Below are 24,705 nucleotides of genomic sequence, written 5' to 3'. Positions count from 1 at the left end.
CCATCCAGCCGCCCATATGGAGGACACAGTGAACGCCGAACCCGCACCCTCCCAAGACTCTCTCGAATTCGAACAGCGACGGCAGTCCTCGCTCGCTGACCAGTCCCGGGAACCTCAGCATTCCTCCCTCTACGCGCGCCGCTCGACACAAGCAGCCAGGAGGTGGACAGCATGAGCGAGACCGCTGAGACATCAACTCGCTCCGATGGGGCCTGGCCCGCGCAGACCAAGGCTGAGGACACCATCTCGGATGCGGAACGCGAGCTGTACGGGGGGCGGCTGCGGTACGACCAGTCCTTCGTCCGGCACGAAGGCCCCCTGACCCGGCTCGGGTTCGGGCACATGGCCGCCGCCATGCCCCGCATGGTGGTCATGGTCCTGCGCACCGGCTGGCAGACCGACCCTCGTGCCCTGGCCGGGGTCGTGGCGGCACAGCTCGGGCAGGGTGTGGCGGCCGGTTGGGGGCTGGTGGCCGTCAACAGTGTGCTCACCGAGTTGTTCGCGGCCGGGCCGACCGCCGGGAAGCTCCGTGAGGCGTTGCCGTCGCTGGTGGTGCTCGGGGTCACCGCGGTGGTGACGGCGGTGCTGGCCGCGTGGTCGACGGCCATGTCGGGCCGGCTGGAGCCTCAGGTGGAGCGGGCGGTGTCCGCCCGGTACTACGCGGCCGTCACCAATGTCGAGGTCGAGGCGACCGAGCGGCCGGAAGTGCAGCGGGTGCTGGAGGCGGGACGGTTCGGCACCGACTCCGCCCGCAACATGCTCCGGCTGTCGGTCGGCGTGGGCAACGTGGTCATCGGCATGGTGGCCGCCGCCGTGGTCTTGGTCTCACTGCACTGGACCTTGCTGCCCATGCTCCTGGTCATCGCGCTGCCCAAGGGCTGGGGGGCGGTGCGCTCCGCTCGCCGTGACTACCTCTCCCGCCTGCACTGGGTCGATCACCGCCGGGCGATCTCCTCGCTCCTGGCCTACCTGACCCGCCCCCACGCCGCTGCGGAGATCCGTGTCCACGCTGCTGGCACGAAGCTGCTGGCCAGCTACGAGGAGATGTCCCGGCAGACCGAGGCCGAGCAGCGGCGCCTGGCCCGGGCGCAGGCCGGCACGGACCTGGTCGCGGGCGGTTTCGCGGGTCTGGCGTCGCTGGGCTGTTACGGCATGCTGTGGTGGCTGCTGGCCGCCGGGGGTCTGCCGCTGGCGGTCGGGGGGACCGCGGTGGTCGCCATCCGGACCTCGACCGCGCGCCTGTCCTCCCTGGTGCAGCAGGTCAACCGGCTCTACGAGGAGCTGCTGTTCCTCACCGACACCGAGGACGCAATCGAGATCGCGGGCAAGCACGCGATCCCGCTGACCGGCGCCGCCCTCCCCTCCCCCGTCCAGTCGGTGCGCACGGAGGGCGTGACCTTCACCTACCCGGGAGCCGACGCACCCGCTCTGAAGGGCGTCAACGTGGAGATCCGGCGGGGCGCAGTGACCGCCCTGGTCGGAGCGAACGGATCCGGCAAGACCACCCTGACGAAGGTGATCGCGGGGCTCCTCCTCCCAAGCGAGGGATGTGTGTGGTGGGAGGGCGAGTCGGGCGAGCGGGTCGAGCTCCGCGAAGCGGACCGCTCCCAGATTTTCGCCTCGGTCGGGGTGCTGGCGCAGGACTTCCCGCACTGGGAGATGACTGCCGCCGCGAATGTGGCCATCGGCGCGGGCGACCGTCCCCGGGACATGGACGCCATCCGTGAGGCAGCCCGTGCCGCGGGGGTACTCGACCTGATCGAGAACCTGCCGCATGGCTGGGACTCGATCGTTCTCAAGGGCTACGAGCGTGGGGTCCAGCTGTCGGGTGGGCAATGGCAGAAATTGGTAACCGCTCGAACGTTGTATCGGGGGGCACCGTTCGTCCTGGTCGATGAGCCCACCTCCGCCCTCGACCCGCACGCTGAAATCGCCGCGTTCAGGGGCCTTTGGTCGTTGGCGGAGCAGGGGCACGCGGTCGTGCTCGTGACCCACCGTCTCGCCGCCACGATGAACGCCGACCACATCTACGTCCTCGCCGACGGGCAAGTCGTCGAGGAGGGCACCCACGCAGAGCTGATGACCCACGAAGGCCCCTACCAGGGAATGTTCACCGCTCAGGCCGCCCAGTACGGGATTGGGCCGTCCTCCGAGACTGTTCCCCGCCCGCGAAGCACGCAGCCGGCCGACCATGAGGAGGCCGCGCGGTGACCCGCAGTCGCATGACTCCGAACCCCGGATCCGGACACAGCAGCCCCACCGAAGGCGAGAAATCCTCCGTGCCGCCCAGCCATACCCACATTCGAAAGACCGCTGAGGCCTACCTCTCGCACCACCCGGCCGAGCGGGACGCCCTGGCTGGACTCCTGTCGGCTCTGGACCAGCCCGACGACGCGACCAGCCAGAGCACTCTGCCCGGCCACGTCACCTGCAGCGCCATCGTCCTGGACCGCAACTGCAGGGTTCTCCACATTTCTCACCGGTTGACTGGACTGCTTCTGGCCCCGGGCGGCCACGTCGAGTCCGGTGACCGTTCCCTGCTCGCCGCGGCGCTGCGCGAACTCGAGGAAGAGGCGGGGATCCCGGCCTGTGCCCTCACCCTGACTCCGCAGACCCTCGGTACGCCGATCGACATCGACGTCCACGCCATCGATGCCAACCCCGGCAAGGGCGAACCCCCTCACCAGCACTACGACTTCCGCTACGCCTTCTACCTCGCCGACGAGGACCGACCGGAGATCGTCCTGCAGGACCAGGAAGTCTCCGGCGCCCAATGGGTACCCATCACCGCCATCACCTCGCCGACACTGCGCGCCAAGCTCGTGGAAGCGGGGCTCGACGGCCGGCCGGAGCCGGTGAACGCCTCCGTGCTGGTCCACGATGGGGCCGGGTCCTACCTGCTGCATCTTCGCGACGACCGGGCCGGAATTTGGCATCCCTGGACGATGGCCCTGGTCGGGGGCGGGCGTAGGCGGGGCGACCAGAGCCTTGAGGACACCCTGCTGCGTGAGCTGTCCGAGGAGGTCCCCGGGCTGCGCCTGGAAGGCCTTGAGCCGTACGCCGTGGAGGAGGCCACCAGCGTCGACGGGTTGCGCGTGCCCATCCGTGTCTTCACGGGCCGCTGGACCGGGAACCCCTCCCAGCTCGAACTACGGGAGGGGGTTCTGCTCCACTGGGTCACTCCGGACCAACTGGACCGGCTGCGCCTGAGCCCCGGACTCGGCGACCTGATCCGCCGCCACGCGGCCCAACACCCCTCGCAGGCAGAGCATGACGAGGCGCCGCCAGCGTGGGACGGAGGCAGCCGGCCCGTGCTCAACGGCATCGGCGTCCATCTCCACCTGGAGGACGAGCACGGCCGCGTACTCCTCGGACTGCGCCACCCGGACGTCACGTATGCGGGGAACACCTGGCACTTCCTCGCTGGGAAGTGTGAACGGGAGTCCGCGGTCACCTGCCTGGTACGCGAAGCCCTGGAGGAGGCTGGGCTGGTCATCGACCCGGTGGACGTGGAGCTGGTGCACGTCGTGCACGTCGTCGACACCCCCGGCGGTCAGCCGCTGATGCAGATGGTCTTCCAGGCCAGCCGGTGGGAGGGGGTTCCCGAGATCCGTGAAACGGACAAGTGCCTGGCCTGGCAGTGGTTTGAGCCGATGGACCTGCCCAAGCAGCTCGTTCCGTACACCCGCGCGGCCATCGAGGGAATCACCGCCGGCCGCCGCTACACGGAACTGGGGTGGGAACGATGACCGCGGGCCTGCGCAGGCTTGCCTACCGAGGCTGCCGGGTACCGAGCCCGTCGACGCACTGGACGCGCTCCCCCCGGAGGCACCGGTCCCCGCGCCCGGCCCCGCGGGTTCTCCCGGAGGACGGAGAGGGGTTGTTCCGTGACGACCGCTCCTGACTCCGGCGCCGCCTCCACCTCGTTGTGGCGGCACCATGATTTCCGCCGGTACATGACCGGCCAGACCTGCAGTGTCGCTGGCAGCTCGATCAGCTCCATGGTCCTGCCGGTACTCGCTGTCATCGATCTGGACGCTACCGCTGGGCAGGTCTCAGTCCTGGCGGTTCTTGGACAGCTGCCGCCGGCAGTGCTCGCTCTGCACGCCGGAGCCACCGCGGACAGGTACTCCAAGCGGCGGCAAATGATCATCGGGGACCTGATCAGCGCCGCGGTGCTGGCGACGGTCCCGGTGGCGGCGGCAGTGGGCGCCTTGACCCTGGGGCACCTCATGGTCGTCGCCGCTGTTCGGAGCGCCGCCGCGGTGGTGCACGACGCGGCGTCGATCAGTCTGCTCCCGGGGCTGGTCGACCGGTCGCTGATCCAGCGGAGTAACTCCCGCATCGGCGCGCTGTTCGCGGTCGCCGCGACCGGCGGCAGCAACGCCGGCGCCGTGCTGACCGCGCTGCTCGGCCCAGCTCGCGCCCTGCTCGGCGACGTCGCCTCCTACCTCGTCAGCGCGTGGTGCACCGCTCGGATCCAGGCCCGCGAGACCGCCCCCGCACCGGCCGAAGGACGCCGGCTGTGGACGGAGATCACGGAAGGCCTGCGATACGTGCACCACGACCCCCGGCTGAGCGTCCTGACCTGGGTCAACGCCACGACCTCCCTCGGGCTGGCGCTGCTGAACACCCTGTGGGCGCTGTACTTGTTGCGGTCCTTGGCGATGAGCCCGACGGCCTTCGGCGTGCTCCTGGGGCTCGGGGCCCTGGGCGCGGCCGCCGGCGCGCTGTCCGCTCCAGCGGTCGCGCGGCGGTACGGGCCCGGGCCGATGATGCTGACCGCGCTCGCCCTCACACCGCTCACCCAGATCCCGCTGCTGATCGCGTCCCCGGGCCTGGCCTGGGAGGTCGTGATCGGCGGCGCGCTGTTCCTCCAGTTGGCGTGCGCCGGGGCCGCCGGCACGACGCAGCGCTCGATCCGGCAGATCGTCACCTCGGCCGGGATGCAGGCCCGGATGCAGGCCGTGAGTACCTGGCTGACCTCTGCGGCCCGGCCGCTGGGCGCGCTGCTGGCCGGGGGACTCGGCACCTGGGCCGGCGTACGGCCCGCCCTGGTCGTCGGCTCCTGCCTCCTGGCCGTGCCGTTCGTGGTCCTGGCCCGGTCTCCACTGCGCGGTCTGCGGCAGATGCCGAACGTGCCCGGGCAGCCCGGGACGCCCTGCCCCGTCGTTCCCGCCCCAGGAGCGGCACCTGCCCAGGACACCAGCCGAGAAGGCTCCATGGACGGAGGGACATCGTGAACCATTTGAACGCTGGGGCGGCCACCGACGCCGTGTCCGAGGCCTCGCCACTGCCTGAGCCGCGGTCCACAGCAGACACGAGCCCCGCGTCGCCCGGGTGTGGCGCGGTCGTGGCGGCCGCCGAACCCGATACTGCGGCCGCCCGGGCGGAGATGGTGGCCCGCCTGGAAGAATCCGGCGACTTGGGCGCGGGCCCGGTGCGGGAGGCACTCCTCGCCCTGCGCCGCGAGCTCCTGATCCGTCAGGCGTACGTACGCCGCTCGTCTCCCGACGAGCTGCCACCGCGGTGGGAGCTGCTCGACTGGGCGCGCCCCGAAGACCGGGCCGAGCTGTGCCGTCTCCTGCACAGCGGGGACAGCGTCCCGGTTCAGCACGCGGGCGAGCCCCTCCTCGGCCGGATCCCGGGCGTGCGCAGCGGGGGGACCATGACGGCGATGTCGAGCACGATGGGCATGACCTCCGGCCTCATGGACGTACTGGACCTGCGGCCGGGCCAGCGTGTTCTGGACGTCGGCACCGGCGCCGGGGTCACCGCGTGCGTGATCTGTTTCGTGTGCGGGGACGAAGGCGTCGTCACGCTCGATGTCGACCGACACGTCGGCGAAGCCGTGCAAGCACACCTGGCCGCGCTCGGGTACCGGCCCACCGTGGTGACCGGCGACGGACGGGCTGGCTGGCCGGCCCGCGCCGGGTACGACCGGATCTTCGTCTCCTTCGCCGTGCCCAGCATCCCCACGGCCCTGGTGGACCAGCTCGCCCCGGGCGGCCTCGCCCTGATGACGGTGGCCACCTCGTCACCGTCCTGGCCGGGCCTCGCCGTGATCACCAAATCCTCGACAGGACAGGTCCACGCCGCGCTGCGCGCGGTGGAGTTCGGGCACCGCGCCGGCACCGGCATCGACGGCTTCGAGCAGGTGTTCCTGTCCGCCGAGTTCCGCAAGCAGATCACCGCGGGCGGCGGCCGCTGGACCCGGCGCAGCCGGCTGGTACCTCCAGCCGTCACCGACCGCGGCGCGTGGCTGGCTCTCGGGGCCCTGCGGCCCGGGCTCGTCCGCGACTTCGGCGCGGAGGACCTGACGATCGGCGCACCCCGCTGCGGATCCTGGATGCGGGCCCGCCCAGCCGGCGGCCGCTGGAAGGTCACCGTCGACGGACCGCGTGACATCTGGGAGGAACTCCACGAAGTCGCCGCCCTGTGGCGGGCGGCCGGCTCCCCCTCCACCTACCGCATCAACATTGACTCCAGCGGCACCCAGAAAGCGACCACCAGCTGCGGCACCTTCTCCTGGCCGCTCCCCGCCCCTTCCCCGAATCCCGGAGAAGCCCCATGACCATGCATCCCGTCGAACCCGGCGTCACCAACGCCCCCGGGGCCGGGGAGGCGTTGTTCGGTGCGGCGGCCGCGGACTACGCCGGCTACCGGCCTGGAGTACCCGACGCCGCCGTGCGGCTCCTCGCCGCGACTCTGCACGGCGTGCCCGCCCCAGTCCTGCTCGACCTCGGCGCTGGGACATGGCAGGTGCCCCGCGCGCTGCTGGCGGTCGTGGCCCGGCTGGGCCACATCGACCTCGTGGACGTCAATCCAGGGAGGCTCGCCCAGGCGATGGCGGAACTCGAGCCCGTTCTCGGAACGACCATGGCCTCGGCGTTCGCCGGTGAAGCCCACACATACAGCCCGCAGGGGCCCGGCCGGAGCCCTGACCCGGTCACCTGCTGCCGGGCCTTTCACTGGGTTGACCGGACCGCTGTCCTGGACATGGCGGACCGCATCGCCTCGCCGCAGGCCACGGTGGCGGTCATGGGCGACGGGAGCCTTTGGACCTACGACTCCGACTGGACTGGTGCGCTGCGCGAGCTGATCCAGACCTACGTCGATCCCTCCCGCCGCACAGGCACGCGCGGAACCCATGCAGCGCCCGGCCGCCCCTACGAGGACGACTTCGCCGCCTCGGCGTGCAGCATCGTGACCGAGCACCGCTTTCCCGTGACCCGCGCCTGGACACCGGCCAACGTCGTCGGTTACCTCTGCAGCACCTCGTTCGCCCGGCCCGACCTCTTCACCGACCGGCACGAGGCGTTCGAGACCGAAGCCGTCCAGCTTCTCGACGCCTACGCCGCACAGGGTGTACTGCGGGAGGAATCAGAGTTCACGATGCTGCTGGCCCACCGGCCCGGGGCCGCCTCGTGAGCGGGCTGCAGCGTCACCGTGAGCCGATCGACGTCCACCTGATCCTGCTCCGCGAAGGCCCCATCGGTCCGGAAGTGCTGCTGTCCCGTCGTGCTGGCGACGTGTACGCCTCGGGCATGTGGCACTTCGTCAGCGGCCATCTCGACGGCCCGCACGAGGACGTCGTCTCGGCGCTGATCCGTGAGGCGCACGAGGAAGCCGGCATCATCATCGACGCTTCAGCGGTGCGCTTCGCGCTCACCGTGCACCACCGCGGCCCCGGCGGCCGCACCCGGACCGGGATGTTCTTCGAGGTCACCGCCTGGGAGGGCACCCCGAGCATCCAGGAGCCGGACGTATGCGACGCGATGGCGTGGTTCGCGCCCGACGCCCTGCCCGAACCCCTCGTCGCCTACTGCCGGGCCGGCCTGGACACCTACCGGGCGGGAGAGGCCATGGCCATCCATTTCCAGGAGCCCGGGGACCCCATCGCCTACGACCCCGCCTTCGACCGGCGCCGCCCCCTCCCCTCCGCGATCGGGCCGGTCGGTCCTGCTCCGGCAGTGCGGGAGTTCACCGAGCGAGCCATCGGACGCGTCAGTACCTGGACGAACGTCTCCTGGGCCCGGGAGGGCAGCCGTGTCTGGCAAGCCCACGGCGTCGAGGACGGCACCTGGTTCGTCAAGATCCACCAGAACGACCGATTCCACCAGCGTGAAGTGCGCGGGCTACGGACGTGGGCGCGGAAGCTGGGGGCGGCCGCGCCCCGGCTGGTCGCCGCCGACGAGACCCTGCGGGCGGTGGTCCTCACCGCGGTGCCGGGCCGCCCGCTGCATGGCGCTGTTCTGGCACCCGGCCGGGAGAGGGCAGTCTTCTACCAGATCGGCGTGCTGGCACGCGGCATCCACCAGGCCTCTCCCCCACGGCCCGCTCCTGCCGGCAGCGGCCCGGCCGTGGCCAAGGCCGACCGACACCTGGCCGGGGCGCGGTCTCATCTGCTCCCGGGTGATGAGGAGTTCGTCCGCGAGCTTGTCCGGCAGGCCGAGGACCTGCCACCGCTGGAGTGGGTGGAGACCCACGGTGATTTCCAGCTCCGCAACATCCTCTCCACCCCTGACGCCGCTGACGAGACGGACGAGACGGACGACCGTGATGTCTTCGTGGCGGTGATCGACCTTGAGCGCAGTGAGCCGGGACCGGCTGTACGGGATCTCGTCCGCCTGTCCGACGCCTGGGCCGGCCGCCCCGACCTGTTCGAGGCGTTTCTGGCCGGGTACGGCAGGTCCCTGACCGCCGCAGAGGAGGCCCGGCTCGCCATCGAAGCAGCGCTCGATTCCGTGAGCGGGATCGCGTACGGCGCCGCCCACGGTGACCCCGAGCTGGTCGAACGCGGCCGGCGGACGCTGACCCGGCTGCGCGCCGAGCACCGTGCAGCCCTCTCACCGACAGGAGATGCGACGTGAACGCCGACACGGCACCCACTACCGCGGCCCAGCCGCGCGACGCCGCCGGACGAGCGCCGGTCCGAGCGGCAACCCCCGCTGACGCCGAGGCCATCACCCGGATGCGCACCGCATACGTCCTGTCGCACCGTTCACCGAGGACTGGGTCCGGCAGTGCTCGGACGAGCTTGCGCCACGACTGACGCCGGAGGGAGATGCGCGGGCCTTCGTCGTCGACGCCCCGGACGGCACGGTGGCCGCCTGCACGTACGGTCAGCGGCTCGGCCGCATCGTCAGGGGCGACGGGGACTTCGCCGCCGCCGACGTGGCGGCGGAGCGGGCCATCCTCGAGGTCATCCGCGCCGCACGCCCTGGTAATGCGGTGCTCGGCGAGGAAGGCGGGCAGCATGGCGCGCCCGGCGCCGCGCGGCAGTGGTGGGTGGATCCCCTGTGCGGGACGCTCAACTACGCCGCGGGCACCGCGGTGGTGGCCGTCAACGTGGGGCTGCGCGAGGGGGCGGCGGCCGTGGCGGATCCGTTCGGCGGCGAGGTCTTCTTCACTACGGGGAGAGCGCCCGGGGGTGCCGCGACGGGCCGACGACGCGCTGTTGACCCCCTCGTCCGCCACCCGGTTGGTGTACGTCAACCTGGATCCGCCGTTCCCGAGTTCGCCCGGGTTCCGGGCCGTGGACCTGCTGGCCCACCCGCGGTTCGCGGAACACTTCCGACACCGGGGGTGGTGTCCACGACCTTGGCGCTGGCCTGGGTCGCCGCGGGCAAGCGGGCGTCGCGGGGCCGGGGCGCCGGCGACCGGGGCGGCGCCGGGCACCGTACGGCGAGCGCGGCACGGCCGAGCGGACAGCGGCCCAGGGCGAGGCCGGGGGACGCGGCGGGCGGGCGGGACGCACGGCGCAGGACCACGGGCACGGAGGCGGACGGCGAGGCCACAGCAGGCGAGAGGCCGGTGGCCGGCAACGGAGCGGCGGGACGGCGGCGGGCGGCAGCGCCGGGGCAAAACAGCTGGGCGGCCAGGATCGCGGCCTCGCCCTGCTCGGCATCGTGACCGGCTGGCTGCTCCCCCTGGGTGCTATGCGCCTGGTGCTCGCGTACGCCGGGCTGATCGTCGGCCTCGCTCGCCTGGTCGACACCACGCGTTAAGGAAGGGCGGTGTCGGCGAGCCCTCTCGGTCATCCGCTCCGAACGGCACGGCGGTACTTGGCCCAAGACCAGCACCAACGGACCACCGGAAGGTCGATGATCCGGCCACTGCTGACCGGAATCGGCCGCGTCAGGACAAGCATCCCGTGTCGCCAGGAACTGATGTCTACGCTGCTCGCATGACGATCGCGGAAGCGAAGAAGCCACCCAGGGGGCCCATGACGCCGAAGCCCTCCGGCCGCCCTCCGGGGCCCGTCACGCCGGACAAGAACCCGCCCGCGCCGCCGGACCACCGGCCGCCGCCCGAGACCTGAGGTGACATCCGGGCGCATCGGCTGGGAGCAGCTCCCTGTCCCAGTGGTGGCAGCTGTTGGGGAGCGCCTCGGCACGGTGTTCACTGCCCGCGACACCGAGCACTCGGCCGCGGCCGGGATCGCCTCCCTGCTGGACCTGGAATCGGGGGCGTGTGTCTTCATCAAGGGGCAGCGCGAGCATGCCCCCGCCGCCGACGCCGACCTTGAGGAGGACGACTCGTGGTGGGGTCCTGGCTGGTCGCCTGTGGACGAGCTGGATATCGAAGAGGCGGTGAATCCCTACCTGCCTCCGAGCGCGCCGCGGGCCCTGTGGCGCCTGGACGGCCACGGCTGGCATCTGCTCGCTTTCGAGGGGGTGCGTGGCCGAGACGCGAATTTCGCGCCCGACTCGCCGGACCTCGCGCCGGTCGCCGCAGCTCTGGCCGAGTTGGCACCGCTGCCCGCGCCCCCCGGAGTACGGCTGCCCACCGCCTGGGACCGGTGGGGCTACTACTGTGCCGATGGCGACCGGGAGCTGCTCGCCGGTTCCCGGCTGTTGCACACCGACCCAGCCTCAACGAACGTCCTCGTGGAAGACTGCGGACGGGCCCGCCTGGTCGACTGGTCGTGGGCTACAGCTGGCCCGGCCTGGATCGACACGGCGCTGTGGGGAATGCGGCTGGTCTCCACCGGCGGGCACTCCCCCGAGCAGGCGTGGCAGTGGGCGGCCCGGGTGCCAGGCTGGAACGCGGCCGACCCGACGGCCGTGGCGGTTCTTGCGCGGGCCGAGGCACGACGCTGGCACGACCTCGCCGCCGAACAGGTGACCACGGCCGCCTCGATCGCCCAGTCCGCCGACGAATGGGCCACCTTCATCGCCACCCGCAGCAGCACCTGATCGGGACGGATCCGCCGACTGGGTATTCCGCATGCGGGCTGTCGCACGTGCTGGTGGCTTTGTACGCGGGTCGTGGTTCTGGCTCAACTTCTGGGCTCTGTCGCTATTTTGGGGGTAGTCGGGCATCAATTCTGTGTGATGGGTGGGGTCCGCATCGCGGACGTTCTGCTGCCAGGTGTCGAGGTTCAGATCGATCGCGTGACACTCACGGAGACGGAGGTCCGCCTCTCCGTAAGGTCTCAGGCCGCGTCGGCAGCATGTCCCGGCTGCGGACGGAGATCCGCGAGGGTGCACTGCTACTACCCGCGAACTCTGACGAATCGTCCGGTGGCAGGCAAGCGTGTGCGACTTGAACTTCAGGCCCGCCGACTCGTGTGTGACAACGATCAGTGCGACCGTCGCACGTTCACCGAGCAGATACCGGCCCTGACACGTCGGTACGCACGCCGCACGGACGCTCTCACCGCCCAGCTCGCCAACGTGGCCCTGTTCCCGGGCGGCCGGGCAGGAGCACGCCTCTCCGAACGCATGTCCATCGGCACCTGCAAGGACACCCTGCTCCGGCTGATCCGCGCCCAGCCACTCCCGCCCTCGGCCCATGTCCCGCTTCTCGGTGTCGACGAGTCAGCTGGCCCGAAGACCGACCGCCAGGGTCAGTTCAAGGACCCGCTGTGGCGATGCGAGATCCGGAAACAGTTCCCGCAGCTGCGACATCCGGTACCGGACTGTCTGGGGATGGACGAACAACGCCGCCGCCACCTCGTCCCGCCTGCCCTGGTGCAGCAGCCATGCCCGCAACGTCTCCTCCAGCCGCCGTGCGGTCGCGACAGGCAAGGTCCGCAACGGTGCGAGGGCTCGGGCACGCAGGTCTGCGAACGCGTCCGCGTCGGCGCTCAGCACCAGCTCGGGCAGGTGGTCCTCGGTGTCGCGAATATCGGAGGAGAGGGAGCGCGCGCGTACGGCTCGTGCGTACGAGTCGGATGCGCGAGTCCATGGCCGGGCCGGGCCGACCACGGCGGTGCGGTCGGTCAGCTGCCGCAAGAGATGTGATCGGTCGGCATCGGGGACGAGCAGCACACCGGTGGCATCCGGCAGATCGTCGAGGACGAGGGTGCTCGGGTCGAGCGCGCGGTAGGCAGGCCGGGCCTGGGCGGCGGGCAGCAGGACCGCGGTCAGCGAAACCGGAGGCTGCCACCCGGCCCGTTGAACAGAGGCCAGCAGCACGTCCGGGCTCGCGCCGGCGAGGAGGTCCCGGGCCAGGTGTTCCAGGTGGCGCTCGTGGTCCCTGCCCCGAGCGGCCAGTTCGTCGGCGTGGCCCGCGGCGCTCGCGGCGGAGAGCTCGTCGATGTAGGCGAAGGTCAGCTCCGCGAACTTGGCGACCTCGGCGGCGGGCAGACCTGCGGGTACGGCACCCGCTGCCAGGCATCGCCAGGCCACGCGGGCGCCGACGCGGTAGGCGCTGAGCAGGGCGTCCATCGAACGGCCGTCGCGCACTTCGCCGCGGCCCAGCTCGTAGGCCGCGTCATCGCCGTCGCCGCCCGTGGCGTTCCCGCTCGCGAGGTCCAGGTAGTGCCCCAGGGCGGTGCGGACGGATCGGCGGATGGTGGCACCCATGCGGCCCGAAAGGGCGTTGGCGTAGGACGGGACCTCGTCGATGATCGCCTGGACGACCTCGTCGGCGGTGGTCTTCAGCGCGGCCCGAAGTGCTGTGACCGTCGTCTCATCCAGGGCCAGCTCGGTGGCCCTCCGGGTTGCATGGCTCATTTTTTTGTTCCTTGCGAACAATTCGGCAGATCAAGTTTACGTCCTGCGGACAGGATTTTACGCCTTGCGGCGCATCAAGCTGGAGTCATGACGAGTGCAGCCCTCCGCAGCAGGGCATGGAAACTGCTGGAGATGGTCACGACGCCGCTGCTGCCGTCGGACTACCTCGACCTGGTCAGCCCGCTGCGTACGGGCGCTGACCTGCGTGGGCGCATCGAGGCCGTGCACCCCGAGACGGGTGACGCCGCGACCATCGTGATCAGGCCTGGACGGGGCTGGCGCGGCCACACGGCCGGTCAGTACGTGCGGATCGGGGTCGACGTCGACGGGGTGCGCCTGTGGCGTGCCTACTCCATCACCTCGCCGACAGACCGCCAGGACGGCCGCGTCACGATCACCGTGAAGGCGATCCCGGACGGCAAGGTAAGCAACCACCTGGTCCGCAAGGCGAAACCGGGCACGCTGATCCAGCTCGACCAGCCGACCGGTGACTTCGTGCTGCCGCAGGCCAAGCCCGCCAAAGTGCTCTACCTGACGGCCGGCAGCGGCATCACGCCCGTGATGGGCATGCTGCGCGACTCCGAGCTCGACGACGTCGTCATGGTCCACTCCGCGCCACAGCCGCAAGACGTGATCTTCCGCGACGAGCTGCACGACCTGGTCGCGGACAAGAAACTGCGTCTCACCGAGCTGCACACCGACACAGACGGCATCCTCGACATCGCCCGTCTCGCCGAACTCGTGCCCGACTGGGCCGAGCGCGAGACCTGGGCCTGCGGCCCCGCGGGCCTGCTCGACGCCGCCGAAGAGCACTGGACCGAGCACGGCGTACCAGAGCGCCTGCACACCGAACGCTTCCGAGCCGGCATCGTCGTTGCTGGCGACGGCGGCGAGGTCACCTTCAGCGCCACCGGCAAGACCGTCGATGCCGACGGCGCCACGCCGTTGCTGGACATCGGCGAGGAGGCCGGCGTGCTCATGCCCTCCGGATGCCGCATGGGCATCTGCTTCGGCTGCGTCACGCCGCTCAAGGCGGGCGCCGTCCGCGACCTGCGCACCGGCGAGATCACCGAGGCCGAGGCCGGCGTCCTCATCCAGACCTGCGTGTCCGCCGCGGCGGGCCCTTGCGACATCGAACGGTAGGAGCACCTTGACCGCCATCGACCCCACCGCCCACCTGACCGCGGAGCAGATCGAGGAGCTGGGCCGCGAGCTGGACGCGATCCGCGATGAGGTGATCGCCGGCCGCGGTGAGAAAGACGCCGCCTACATCCGTAAGGTCATCTCGGCGCAGCGCAAGCTCGAGCTGGTCAGCAGGGGCGTGCTGCTGTTCTCGATCTTCCCGCCCGCGTGGCTGCTCGGCACCGCCGGTCTGTCCGTGGCGAAGATCATGGACAACATGGAGATCGGGCACAACATCCTGCACGGCCAGTGGGACTGGATGCGGGACCCGAAGATCCACTCCACCACCTGGGAGTGGGATCACGTCTCGCCGTCCGAGCAGTGGAAGCACTCGCACAACGAGCTGCACCACACCTACACCAACGTGATCGGCAAGGACAACGACCTCGGCTACGGCATCATGCGCGTCGACGAGGACCAGAAGTGGCACCCGTTCCACCTCGGCCAGCCGCTGTGGAACTTCATCAACGCCTGCTTCTTCGAGTACGGCATCGCAGCGTACGACCTGGAGCTCGCCAAGAACCTGAGCAAGCGCCGCCGCAAGGACCCGGAGTTCCGCGCGCGGGCCAAGGCCGTGGGCCGCAAGATCCGCAAGCAGGTGCTCAAGGACTACGTGATCCACCCGCTGCTGTCGGGCCCGTCGTTCCTCCCCACGCTCGCCGCCACGTTCACCGCGAACCTGGTCCGCAACATCTGGACCCACTCGGTGATCATGTGCGGTCACTTCCCCGAGGGGGTACAGGTCTTCGAGCGCCGGTCGATCAAGGACGAGACCCGCGGCCAGTGGTACCTGCGCCAGATGATGGGCTCGGCGAACATCAGCGGCAGCAAGGCCATGCACTTCATGACCGGCAACCTGTCGCACCAGATCGAGCACCACCTGTTCCCGGACCTGCCGAGCAACCGGTACGCCGAGGTCGCGGTGAAGGTGCGCGCGCTGTTCGCAAAGTACGAGCTGGAGTACGTCACCGGGCCGCTGCCCAAGCAGGTTTTCTCCGCGTGGCACAAAGTCTTCCGGCTCTCGCTGCCGAACAAGAAGCCCAAGGTCAAGACGCCGGACCGCGAGCAGGAGCTCGTCGCGGCCTGATTCCCGGTACTGGTTCAGATCTTTCGGCCGTACCGGCGGCAGCGCCGGGTTCGTGAGATCCATTGCGGACGGTGGGCGGCCGCAACATCAGACCGTACGGCACGGGGTCCGGGCAGCCCGGTGTCCGGCTGCGCTGCCTGGACGTGCGCCAGGAGCTCAGCGCACAGCCCCCTCCGCGGGGCGATGAGAACTCGCGTCGAAGGTCGAGGCCATGGCCCGCGACTTCGCGTTGTGACCCCTCCGAGGGCTGGCTCGCCGAGAACATCGTCTTCCCCGTCACGGGGGTCCTGGGCGGCGGAGAGCCGCATGCGGACTCCTTCGCCCTGGACGAGGTCGGGTGCATCCTGCTGTCCGCCCTGCGGGACTGGACGCGTGACTCCCCGACTACGGCCGTGCTGAGCATCGCCCGCAGCATCATCCGCGTCGTCGAGAACGCCATCCCCGACCCAGACGATCACGGAGACACCTGCACCACCCTGGAGGCCATGCGCGACGAACACGTGGAGTGGGCCCACACGGTGCATGCAGTCCATGACCAGGCGTCCGTAGCCAGGCGCAGGACGCGCACCCGGCCTCCACTCGGTGCGCATCCACTCGATGGTCGGTGCGCACCGGTGCGGTCGACGTGGGGAGTGGTGCGCAGGGGGCTGATGCGGCGGAGAGCGCCGGTGGCGGGCGGCGGGTTTCTCCTGACACGGGCCGAGGCCAAGGAGAAATACGGCGGGAGCACACCGGGTGGGTGCGCCCCATCCTCCCGTCGGTGTCGTCCACTCCCCCACGATGTTGTCCACTCCACCGAGTGGGCTCCACTCGGTGAAGTGAATGCTGAGCACGGTGGCGTGCGCTTCCATCCGGTGACCTCCACTCGGTGGAGCGGAGGCCGGACATCGTCGGTGCGCACCACGGCGATCAGGTACGCGGCAACTCAGTGATTCCTAATGCGGTCTTTCAAGCTGCAGGAATCACTGATGGCGGCGGAAGCGACGGGCGCGGGGCACGGGGCGGTTGAGTGTCCAGCAGAGTTCGGTGTCGGCAAGGTCGGGGAAGGGCATGCTGGCGGCGTGGTAGTGGGTTCGGGACTGCTGGAGGGTGTGGAGGAGGTCGTAGTGCCGGCCGGCAGCGCCGTAGAGACGGGCAAGGCGGAAGCTGGCCTGAGCAGCGCCGACGTGGTCGCGGGGGCCGGCGAGGGCTCGTTCTGCCAGCGTGATGGCGTCGTTGAGGCGGTTTGCCTCGGCGTGCAGCAGGGCTTGCACGGTCAGTGCCCTGCTGCGGCCTCGATGGTCGCCGCAGGCGTCGGTCTCCTGAAGCGCACGGCTGATCAGTTCGGTGGCGGCGTGGTCCCCTTCGTAGAGCGCCATGTCGGCCAGCCCCAGGGTGGCCCAGGTGTGCCCGCGGTGGTCCCGGACAGCGTGCAGGGTCTGGGCAGCGTGCTCGTAGTGGGTGCGGGCCGCGGCCCACCGCGGATCCTGTGTGAGAGGGCTTGTGATGTGGCACCCGGGCCAGGGGCCCGTGTACCAGCGGCGAGGGAGCGGGCAGCCACCCACCGTGCTCTCCTTCTCGGTGTCGGCGCGGGTGCGCAGAATCCACCCGATACCGCGGGGTTCCTCGTTGGCGGCGAACAGGGCCTGCGCTTGGTCGAGATGAACGAGGGCTTGGTTGTAGTGAGCGTGGTGTCGGCTGATCACCGCTTTTTCCCTCAGGGTCCAGGCCAGTCCGCGTTCAAGCGGCAGGACCCTGAAGAGACTCTCGGCCGCGTTGAGCGTTCGCGCCGCTTCCCGCAGCTCGCCCTGCTGGCGTTGCAGGATTCCCAGGTTGCCCAGGGCATCGCTTTCGCCGTGTGCGTCGCCCGAGCTGTGGAAGAGAGCGATCGCTTCGCTGAAGCACTCCGCGGCCCTGCCCACGTCACTGCCGCTGTCGCGTAAGGCTTCGCCTAGGTTGCGCAGCAGCGCGGCACGGGCGCCGCCATCCCCCAGACGGTCGGCCGCGTCCAGAGCAAGCGCATGGACCTGTCTGCTGATGTCCCAGCGCCACTGATGCTCAAGAGCGATACTCATCGCGTCGGTGATCTCCCAGCACAGCTCCCACCACCCGCGAGCGTGAGCATGGGCGACAGCTGCCACCAGCACCACACGCTCGGCTTCGAACCACTCGACGGCCTCCCCCACATCATTCGCCACAGTGTCGTCCGGCGGTGGACGGCGGACCGCCCCATCACGGCCGCTGTGCCGGGCACCGGCCGGCCGTAGCTGCGTGTCGGCTGCGTCGGCCGCGCTGAGGAGGGCACCCAGCAGACGCCGCACGGCGCTGTTCGACTCGTCCGCCGGCTGCTCGGCCGCTCGCTCCTTGGAGAAGGCGCGCGCGAGATCGTGCAGTACGATGCGCTGGCCGCCTGCCTCGCCGCGGCGAGCCTGTACGAGATGCGCCAGCAGCAGTCCCTCCAGGCACGCGTCAGCCGTATCGACGTTCACGTCCAGCAAAGGCGACAGCGCCCAGGCCGGCAGGTCGGGAGTGTCCAGGGCGGACACCAGCCTGAACGCACGCTGCTGCAACGACGGGAGCGCCTGATAACCAGCGCGGAAGACCGCACGCACACTGCGCTCGCCCAGGCTCAGCACATCCAGCCGCCGGTGGTCGTCGGCGAGATCGCGGGCGAAGGAGCCCACAGTACGGGCGGGAAACGTGGCCAGCCGCGCTCCCGCGATGCGCAGGGCCAGCGGGAGCCCGCCGCACAGACGGACCACGTCGCGACCTGCTTCGGGGTCCTCGTCCACCCGGTCCCCGCCGCTGATCCGCCTCAACAGATCCCAGGCGGTGCCCTCGTCCAGCCCCGACAATGCGACGCGCTCATCCACAGCCAGCGTGGCAAGGCCCTGGCGACTGGTGATCAGTACAGCGCACGAAGACCCACCCGGTATCAACGCACCTATCTGCTGTTCACTGGCCGCGTTGTCCAGAATGATCAGGACACGCCGGTCGGCCAGCTCCGTCCGGAACTGCCGTGCCCGTCCAGCCTCATCGTCGGGGATTCTGGCGCGTGCCACTCCCAGAGCCACCAGGAAGTCGCCCAGAACCTCGCCCACGGCAGGAGGATGCTCCTCCACCCCGTTCAGGTCGACGAAAAGCTGGCCGTCGGGGAAAGACGGCATCAGCCGATGAGCAGCCTGCACCACGACAGCCGTCTTGCCGACCCCGCCCGGACCGTGCACCAGGCACACCCTGCCCCCACCTGCACGCTCAGCAGCCTCCACCAGCCGCGCCAACTCCTGGCCGCGACCGGTGAAATCCGCCACGGCCAGCGGCAGCTGACGCGGGATTCCGGACGATTCCGGGAGAAGGAAATCGCCATGGGCGAGAACCGGCACGTGCAACGACAAGAGCACCCGTAGCTCTTCAACGCCTGCGGGATCGTCACCCAGAGCCAGTACCAGCCTCCGTCTCAGCAGAGCCTGTGCAACCGGAGAACGGCCCGCCTCATCGGCCAGAGCCGCGCCCTCCTCACCGGGCAGCCGTCCGGCGACCCACCGGTACAGTCGCCCCAGCCGGTCGGCCACCGACTGCTCCACACCCTCCATCGCGCGATCAGCCAGACCGGCACCCAGCCTCTTCGCAGACACGATCGCCAAGGCGACCACTGCTGCCACGAGCTCCTCGACCGTCATCAACCGCCCCCCGGTCCTCCGCCGTAGCAGCCGCGTCGTCCCCCAACGCGCAACCGCCGCTCCGACGTCAGTCATGCCCAGAACGCCGCCAAACCGCACCTGGCCGCTCTTCCAATAGCCATCAATGATGCTCCTCACCGCTCCCTGCAGCGTTTCGTCTGGCCGCGACGTTGTGACGGAAGTCGGGCCCGGAAGCGGCCTCGCAGGCCGTCACGGTGGTGGTGAGCGCGGCCCGGTGGGGGCACGAGGATGCACGATCGCTCCTGCGACAGGCTGGGTGGGACCTGGCCCACATCGGCCTCGCGAACCGGGAGGACGTCAGCCCGGAACAGGACGGCGAGTTCATCGCCGACGTGCGGGCTCTCCTGTCGGCTTTCCGGAGGCGTGGTTCGGTCGCCGTCCAGATCCCTCAGACTCGGCGTACTCTCCCATCTCACAACGGGCAGCCCACGGGCACTGGCCCAGCCGTCCCGCCGCAACTGGACGGCTGGGGTGGTGGATGCGGTACTCGGGTCCCACACGGCCTGAAGAGCGGTCGGGTCAACTCGGTGGTTAAGGATTCTTAGTGACGGTGCCCTGGACGAAGGTCCTGGCCAGGGTGCATGCATCCTTGTCGCCGAGCGAGTGCACCTGGATGGAGCCGTACCCGTACGAGGTGGGCCACTCGATGGTGCACGATCCGGGGGAAGCCGAACGTAGTGCTGTCTCCTTCGGCGCACCCTTGATGGGCGGCGCTATCCCGGGGGCGCCAGTGGTGAAGTCGGCGGTGTACAGGGTGAGCTCGTAGGTCTCCTTGGCGTGGCCGTAATTGTCCGGCTGTCCTGTCCAGGTGCACCCATCCGACCCCGGAGACATGCTGTGATCGGGCGACATCGCCTTCTGCAACTGGAGTGCGGTAAACGCCCAGCCGGAAGGGAGGGTGCACGATGAGGGCACCCCTTCGTCCCCGGGTGCGCGGTACGCGATGGCGCCGATCACCCCAGCGCACGTGAGCGCGACGAGGATGATGCCGGCAACCAGGTTTCTGGGCCTGGTTTTGAGGGACTGCGGATCAGGTTGAGGAGCGAACCTCGAGAGGGTGTCAGCGGTGTTCAGGACGTCCTGCTTGCGGATTCGCCCCTTGGGGTCAGTGTCCTCGACAGCGTTCAGGTCCGCACCACGTTCGTTCGCGAGCCCGATGGCCAGAGGAGTGCGATACGGCGGGGCGGCCGGGTCCGGGGGTGTGGGCGGTTCAGCCGCCGTCGGCGATGCGTCGATCAGGGCCAGCGCCTCGGGGACGGTGATCCGCTGGTCCGGGTCCTTGTCCAGGAGGCGGGCGATGAGCGGTGTGAGGGGGCCCGCGCGCCGGGGCGGCGGGGGCTCGTCGAACAGGACGGCGGTGAGCGTGCCGGTGTCGGTGCCTCGGCGGAAGGGGGAGACGCCTTCGACGGCCTGATAGAGGGCGACCCCGAGGGAGAACAGGTCGCTGGCCGCCAGCCCGTCTGTCCCACGGGCGCGTTCGGGGGCGATGTACTCAAGTGAGCCGATGAAGGAACCCGGGGCGGTCAGCGCGGTGTCGGCCTGGCGGAGTGCGATCCCGAAGTCTGTGAGCAGCACCTCGCCAGCGTCGGTCAGCATGACGTTGGCGGGCTTGACGTCCCGATGCACGATGCCAGCCGCGTGCGCCGCGCTCAGAGCCTTCAGCAGGGCAGCGGCGATGCGCTCGGTGTCATCCCAGGGCAATGGGCCGTCTGCGTCAAGCCGTTCGGCCAGTGAGTGGCCGTCGACCAGGCGCATTACGGTCCAGGGGGCGCCGTCCTCGATGACCACGTCGTGTACGGCGACAATGTTGGGGTGGTCTCGGAGGCGTGCTGCATTGCGGGCCTCGCGTGCGGCGCGGGCCAGGCGCTCGGACTGCTCGGAGTCGGAGGCTGTCAGCGGAAGCCAGACTTCTTTGATCGCGACATCGACGTCCAGGAACTCATCACGGGCCTTCCATACCCGCCCGAACCCGCCGTACCCGAGCTTGCTCATCAGCCGGTACCGCCCGCCGACCACCCGCCCCGGTTCCGTCTCTTCTGCCACCGTGTCCCCAATTGTCCATCGTCGCTGCCTTGTTGAGCGGGGCCAGCGTACATACCGCGCGGCTTGGTTCGACGGGACACGGTCAAGGCCGCAAGCCGCGGCAGCCGTCCCAGGGTAGACATTCGCCAGCTCCGCTTCCAGCGGCTCACACCACACCTCAAAGTCCCGGCCCCAGGAGAAGACCGCCCTGGGCCCAGCCGAGCGCGAACAGACAGCTTCGGCCACATGAGCAGGTGCCGTGGCTTGACGTCAACGACCAGTGGTACGTCCTTGCCCGCAGAACGAGGAAGTCCGGGACATGGGCAGCGCAGTCGATCGTCCACGGTGGTGGAGAGGAGGAACGGCTGGGCGCGGACCACCGTTGTCGCTCCTGCTGGCGCCCAGAACGCCCGGCTGAGAGACCAGCTGACAGGACGCCCCCGCGCCCCGCCGAGCCGATCATCCGCCGCATTGGGGGTTTGTCCTGGCCAGGGCCAATTCACGCCGAGGCCTGGGGGCAAGCGAGGGGGGCACCGGAGCAATACTCATGACCTGTGGATCGGACTCGGGAGGGCGCACCTTCCCGAGTGATCGGTTGAAGGTCATCGAGTAGACCGACGTTGCCGTGTCGGTCGGGAAGGCACGCCCTGTGCTCACCGTGATCAACGACTCAGACGTCCATGCGCCGTATGTATAGGTGCCATCGAGAGGGAAGGTGGGCGGCGTGCCTGGACGGTCAATGCGGCCTGCGCTGCGCATTCTCGGCCTGGATGGCGGCCCGTGCATGCTCAAGCACCGATTGGATCCAGCCTTGCGAGTCCGCGTCGTAGAGAGCGCAGGCCTTCTGCCACCGGGTGAGCCCACCGGTGATGTCGTCGAGCGAGTGGTACCACTCGCCCTCACCAGACCTCCCATGCCAGACGACCCCGGGACGGCCCGGATCCTGACACAGGTCGAATCCGTGCAGGTACTGCAGGGCCGTCACAACCAACGGGTCCTCGAAGTCAGCAAGCGCGCCCTCGCCCTCCACCCATGGGACAGCCCACGCGTGCACCGCTTCACGGCTCACCTCACCGTCAGCCAGTGCACGCCATTGAGCAGCCGCTTCCACGCGGCCCGGCGGAAGGTGCGCCACGTCCAGATGGTTCATGAACCCACCCTCCCAGCCGGACCGCCAAGAGGCCACGCCAATTCATCTCAGGATCGGCCGGACAGCTCGTAGGTGAACCGTCGCATCCGTCCGTCGTCGGTCGTGGCGGGGCCGCGGTGAAGCCGAGCCGGGCCGCTGCCATGAGGCTCGGGTGCCGTGGACCGAAGGCCTGGGTCCGGTCTGGTGAGACGGCGGCTTCAGCTCTGCCGAGTCCGGCTCCAGGCCTCTCAGCTGGCGGTCGCGGCTCCCGCGCGGACCGTAGCGGGGCGTCAATGCCGGCTGGACGGCCGGACGCAGAACAGCTCGGTCCGCAGCACGGGTGTGCCGTCGACCGGGGCCGGGGCCTCCGCGGTCGGCTGGATTCCGCCGGCGGCGACCTTGTCGAGTGTTGCCAGGCCGTCGGGGCCGACCGTGCCGAACACCGTGTAGTTCGGTCGCAGTGCGGAGTCGCCGTAGACGACGAAGAACTGTGAACCGTTCGTGTCCGGACCGGCGTTGGCCATCGCCAGCAGGCCGCGCCCATAGAGGCGGCGCGCGCCGGTCGGATCGGTCGGTGCGGGCGGCAAGTCCACTGGGAGCTCGTCCTTGTACTTGTACCCGGGCCCGCCCTCACCGGTACCGGTCGGGTCGCCGCACTGCAGGACCTTCAGCGTCGGATACGCCGTCAGGCGGTGGCACACCGTCCGGTCGTAGAACCCATGCCGTGCCAGGTGCAGGAAGCTCTGGACCGTGCACGGCGCCTTGGCCTGGTTGAGGTGCAGCGGGAGTGGGCCCTGGCTGGTCGGAACGGCCACGTCGACGATGCCACGGCTGGGGGTGCGCCGGGGGTCAGGCGGTAGCGGAACACGGCGCGCGGGCGGCTCGTCCGGGGTCTGTGTGTACTGGCAAGGGCCGTGCGTGGTGCGCGGCGGCGCGCCGTCGGAAGCGGTGGCGGCACTTGCCCCGGACACGACCAAGGTCACGGCCGCTAATCCGCTGATCAGTACTCGGTTCATCTTGTGCACCCTCCTGATGATCGCCAGATTTCGAGCGGTCGCAGTCTAGGGCGTGATGTGGTCGGCGGGAATGGAAGTAGCCCCCGGATTCCGGTCGAGGGCTGACCCGGGTTCCCTGGCACAGGGGCGGGGCACCGAGTGGTGCCCCGCCCCTGATGCTTTTCCCTTCAGGTCACTCCTGGTGCCGGACGGCGCGGGCAGCCCTGCCCGTCAGGCAGCGAGCCGCGTGCCCGATGGCGGGATCAGTTCTTCCAGGCGCTCCAGAAGACATCGGCGTTGTTGCCGCCCCCGCCCTGGCGGGTCCAGCGGAAGGTGCTGTCGGTGCCGTTCTCGTCGTAGCTGTTGGACCCGGTGTAGGGGTTGGCCCAGTGCAGCACGACGGACCGGCCGTTGCGCCAGCTGTCCTCACAGTCGTACGCGGTGAACCTCACCGTGCCCTCGGTGCCGGTCGCGAAGCCGTTGCTCTCCGACTGGAAGGTGGCGTCCCCGGTGTTCCCCAGCGACTGCGGCGGTTCCTGGCCCTGCGACCAGATGCCGTGGGCCAGGGAGTAGTCGCCCCGGTAGAGCGTGCAGCCGGTCCCGTTGTGCAGGTGGATCGTGGTGCTCCGGGCGGCCTGGGTGCTGGCCGGCGCGGCCTGGGCGGTGCCGGTGGCGATGGTGCCGAGCCCGACGGCGGTTACCGCGGCCAGCGCCGCTAAGCGTGCGGAGGTACGCATGGTTCCCCTCGATTCCGTGTGTCTTCGGTGCGGCGCGGGGTCGTCCCCGCGCCGTGATGAACGATGCGGTGCGCCGGCCGACAAACGATGAACGGCGCGGTGAACGATGCGGCCGCGCCGCTCGTCGGGTTGTCGATCGTCTGTCAACTTGCGTGGTGTACAAGCACCTTGGCGGCGGCCCGGGAGGAGTGGCGCGCGCCGGGGCGGGGTGGGGACAGCCCCCGGGGAATCCACCGGTCAGCAGGAGGGCCCCGGCCGGGCCGGGCGCGGAGGATCAGAGGCGTTCACACCACCGCTCCTGACTCAGCGTCATTGAATCGAGGCCACGATGTCCCACACCGCTCGGAACCCGTCCGCCGCCGTCCGCTCCGGCTACCCGGGCGCCACCGCACTTCACGGGCCCGGCCCGGCGCCCGCTGTGGTGCGTGCGGCATTCGCATTGTGGGTGACGGCCGTTGCCGCCGGTGCGTTCGAAACGGTCCTCGCCATCGGCAGGATGCTCAGCGATTCCTCGGGCTCGGCGGCCGGCATCATCATGGGTCTCGCGGTGCGGCTGCCCGTCTTCACCGCCGCGATCCTGGTCGCGCGGCGGATGCGCGGCGGCCGTGGCTGGGCACGGATCGCTCTCACGCTGGGTCTCGGCGTGCTGGGGACGGCGTCGATGGTGGCACAACCGATCCGGGCACTGGCCCAAGGACACTCCCTCAGCTGGGAGTTGGCGCAGTCCGGGCCGATGGATCTCCTCTTCACGGCCAGTCGAACCGTGCATGTGTGCTCGGTGCTCACCGCTGTGGTGCTGATGTTCCTTCCCGCCGCCAACGTCTATTTCCGGGCCACGCGCGACGGCGGCCGCGCGTCCCTGCGATGACCGGCCCGGCCGTAGACGTGGCAGAACAGCCGCCCCGGCG

Annotated in this window: 17 protein-coding genes and 2 pseudogenes; 13 read left to right on the top strand and 6 right to left on the bottom strand. The window is 70.1% G+C overall.

Features of this window, described 5'->3' with window-relative positions:
• The first annotated feature begins 171 nt into the window (after positions 1-171).
• The 10 genes and pseudogenes from OHS33_RS36025 to OHS33_RS39890 all read left to right on the top strand — a co-directional run.
• Positions 172-2,211: an ABC transporter ATP-binding protein gene (locus OHS33_RS36025; protein ID WP_330334643.1), complete on the top strand. Its 2,040-nt coding sequence runs from the start codon at positions 172-174 to the stop codon at positions 2,209-2,211.
• The gene (locus OHS33_RS36020) at positions 2,208-3,749 is read left to right on the top strand and encodes an NUDIX hydrolase (protein ID WP_330334642.1); all 1,542 of its coding nucleotides are present in this window, start codon (positions 2,208-2,210) and stop codon (positions 3,747-3,749) included. The genes OHS33_RS36025 and OHS33_RS36020 overlap by 4 nt, the downstream gene beginning before the upstream one ends.
• Before the next feature lie 138 nt (positions 3,750-3,887).
• Entirely contained in the window at positions 3,888-5,243 is a 1,356-nt protein-coding gene (locus tag OHS33_RS36015) for an MFS transporter (protein ID WP_330334641.1), read from the top strand.
• Positions 5,244-5,353: 110 nt separating this feature from the next.
• Positions 5,354-6,574 (top strand): protein-L-isoaspartate O-methyltransferase, encoded by a 1,221-nt coding sequence (locus OHS33_RS36010; RefSeq protein ID WP_330334640.1) that lies wholly within the window; start codon positions 5,354-5,356, stop codon positions 6,572-6,574.
• Complete coding sequence (locus tag OHS33_RS36005; RefSeq protein WP_330334639.1) at positions 6,571-7,431, top strand: methyltransferase; 861 nt, start codon at positions 6,571-6,573, stop codon at positions 7,429-7,431. Before OHS33_RS36010 ends, OHS33_RS36005 begins: the two co-directional genes overlap by 4 nt.
• Positions 7,428-8,873 (top strand): phosphotransferase, encoded by a 1,446-nt coding sequence (locus tag OHS33_RS36000; protein ID WP_330334638.1) that lies wholly within the window; start codon positions 7,428-7,430, stop codon positions 8,871-8,873. The genes OHS33_RS36005 and OHS33_RS36000 overlap by 4 nt, the downstream gene beginning before the upstream one ends.
• Positions 8,870-9,915, top strand: a pseudogene (locus tag OHS33_RS39895) (inositol monophosphatase family protein). Before OHS33_RS36000 ends, OHS33_RS39895 begins: the two are co-directional and overlap by 4 nt.
• 274 nt (positions 9,916-10,189) lie before the next feature.
• The gene (locus tag OHS33_RS35990) at positions 10,190-10,324 is read left to right on the top strand and encodes a hypothetical protein (protein ID WP_330334637.1); all 135 of its coding nucleotides are present in this window, start codon (positions 10,190-10,192) and stop codon (positions 10,322-10,324) included.
• A gap of 46 nt (positions 10,325-10,370) precedes the next feature.
• A complete protein-coding gene (locus OHS33_RS35985) occupies positions 10,371-11,201 on the top strand; it encodes an aminoglycoside phosphotransferase (protein ID WP_330335328.1) in 831 nt (276 codons plus the stop codon).
• 138 nt (positions 11,202-11,339) lie between these two features.
• Positions 11,340-11,573: pseudogene (locus OHS33_RS39890) on the top strand (transposase family protein); the annotation flags it as partial.
• 252 nt (positions 11,574-11,825) lie between these two features.
• On the opposite strand, the gene OHS33_RS35980 reads toward OHS33_RS39890, so the two are convergent.
• Positions 11,826-12,965, bottom strand: a complete 1,140-nt coding sequence (locus OHS33_RS35980; RefSeq protein WP_330334636.1) for a PucR family transcriptional regulator — start codon at positions 12,963-12,965, stop codon at positions 11,826-11,828.
• A gap of 87 nt (positions 12,966-13,052) precedes the next feature.
• Between OHS33_RS35980 and OHS33_RS35975 the strand changes: the two genes are divergently transcribed.
• Both OHS33_RS35975 and OHS33_RS35970 read left to right on the top strand, forming a co-directional pair.
• Complete coding sequence (locus OHS33_RS35975) at positions 13,053-14,108, top strand: ferredoxin reductase (protein WP_330334635.1); 1,056 nt, start codon at positions 13,053-13,055, stop codon at positions 14,106-14,108.
• Between the two features lie 7 nt (positions 14,109-14,115).
• On the top strand, positions 14,116-15,234 hold the full coding sequence (locus OHS33_RS35970; protein ID WP_330334634.1) for a fatty acid desaturase family protein: 1,119 nt from the start codon (positions 14,116-14,118) through the stop codon (positions 15,232-15,234).
• A gap of 962 nt (positions 15,235-16,196) precedes the next feature.
• On the opposite strand, the gene OHS33_RS35965 is transcribed toward OHS33_RS35970, so the two are convergent.
• The 5 genes from OHS33_RS35965 to OHS33_RS35945 all read right to left on the bottom strand — a co-directional run bounded on the left by OHS33_RS35965 (position 16,197) and on the right by OHS33_RS35945 (position 23,797).
• Entirely contained in the window at positions 16,197-18,893 is a 2,697-nt protein-coding gene (locus tag OHS33_RS35965; RefSeq protein ID WP_330334633.1) for an NB-ARC domain-containing protein, read from the bottom strand.
• A gap of 552 nt (positions 18,894-19,445) precedes the next feature.
• A complete protein-coding gene (locus OHS33_RS35960) occupies positions 19,446-20,957 on the bottom strand; it encodes a protein kinase domain-containing protein (RefSeq protein WP_330334632.1) in 1,512 nt (503 codons plus the stop codon).
• A gap of 715 nt (positions 20,958-21,672) precedes the next feature.
• A complete protein-coding gene (locus OHS33_RS35955; RefSeq protein ID WP_330334631.1) occupies positions 21,673-22,086 on the bottom strand; it encodes a hypothetical protein in 414 nt (137 codons plus the stop codon).
• Positions 22,087-22,355: 269 nt separating this feature from the next.
• Positions 22,356-22,880, bottom strand: coding sequence for a peptidylprolyl isomerase (locus tag OHS33_RS35950; protein ID WP_330334630.1), 525 nt, complete (start codon positions 22,878-22,880; stop codon positions 22,356-22,358).
• A 443-nt stretch (positions 22,881-23,323) separates the two neighbouring features.
• Positions 23,324-23,797, bottom strand: a complete 474-nt coding sequence (locus OHS33_RS35945) for a hypothetical protein (protein ID WP_330334629.1) — start codon at positions 23,795-23,797, stop codon at positions 23,324-23,326.
• 328 nt (positions 23,798-24,125) lie between these two features.
• Between OHS33_RS35945 and OHS33_RS35940 the strand changes: the two genes are divergently transcribed.
• Positions 24,126-24,665, top strand: a complete 540-nt coding sequence (locus OHS33_RS35940; RefSeq protein WP_330334628.1) for a hypothetical protein — start codon at positions 24,126-24,128, stop codon at positions 24,663-24,665.
• The last annotated feature ends 40 nt before the right edge of the window (positions 24,666-24,705 follow it).

The organism is Streptomyces sp. NBC_00536 (assembly GCF_036346295.1).
GTDB lineage: Bacteria > Actinomycetota > Actinomycetes > Streptomycetales > Streptomycetaceae > Streptomyces.
Note: the sequence above shows the minus strand (reverse complement) of the source record. Positions and strands in the feature narration are given on the sequence as shown.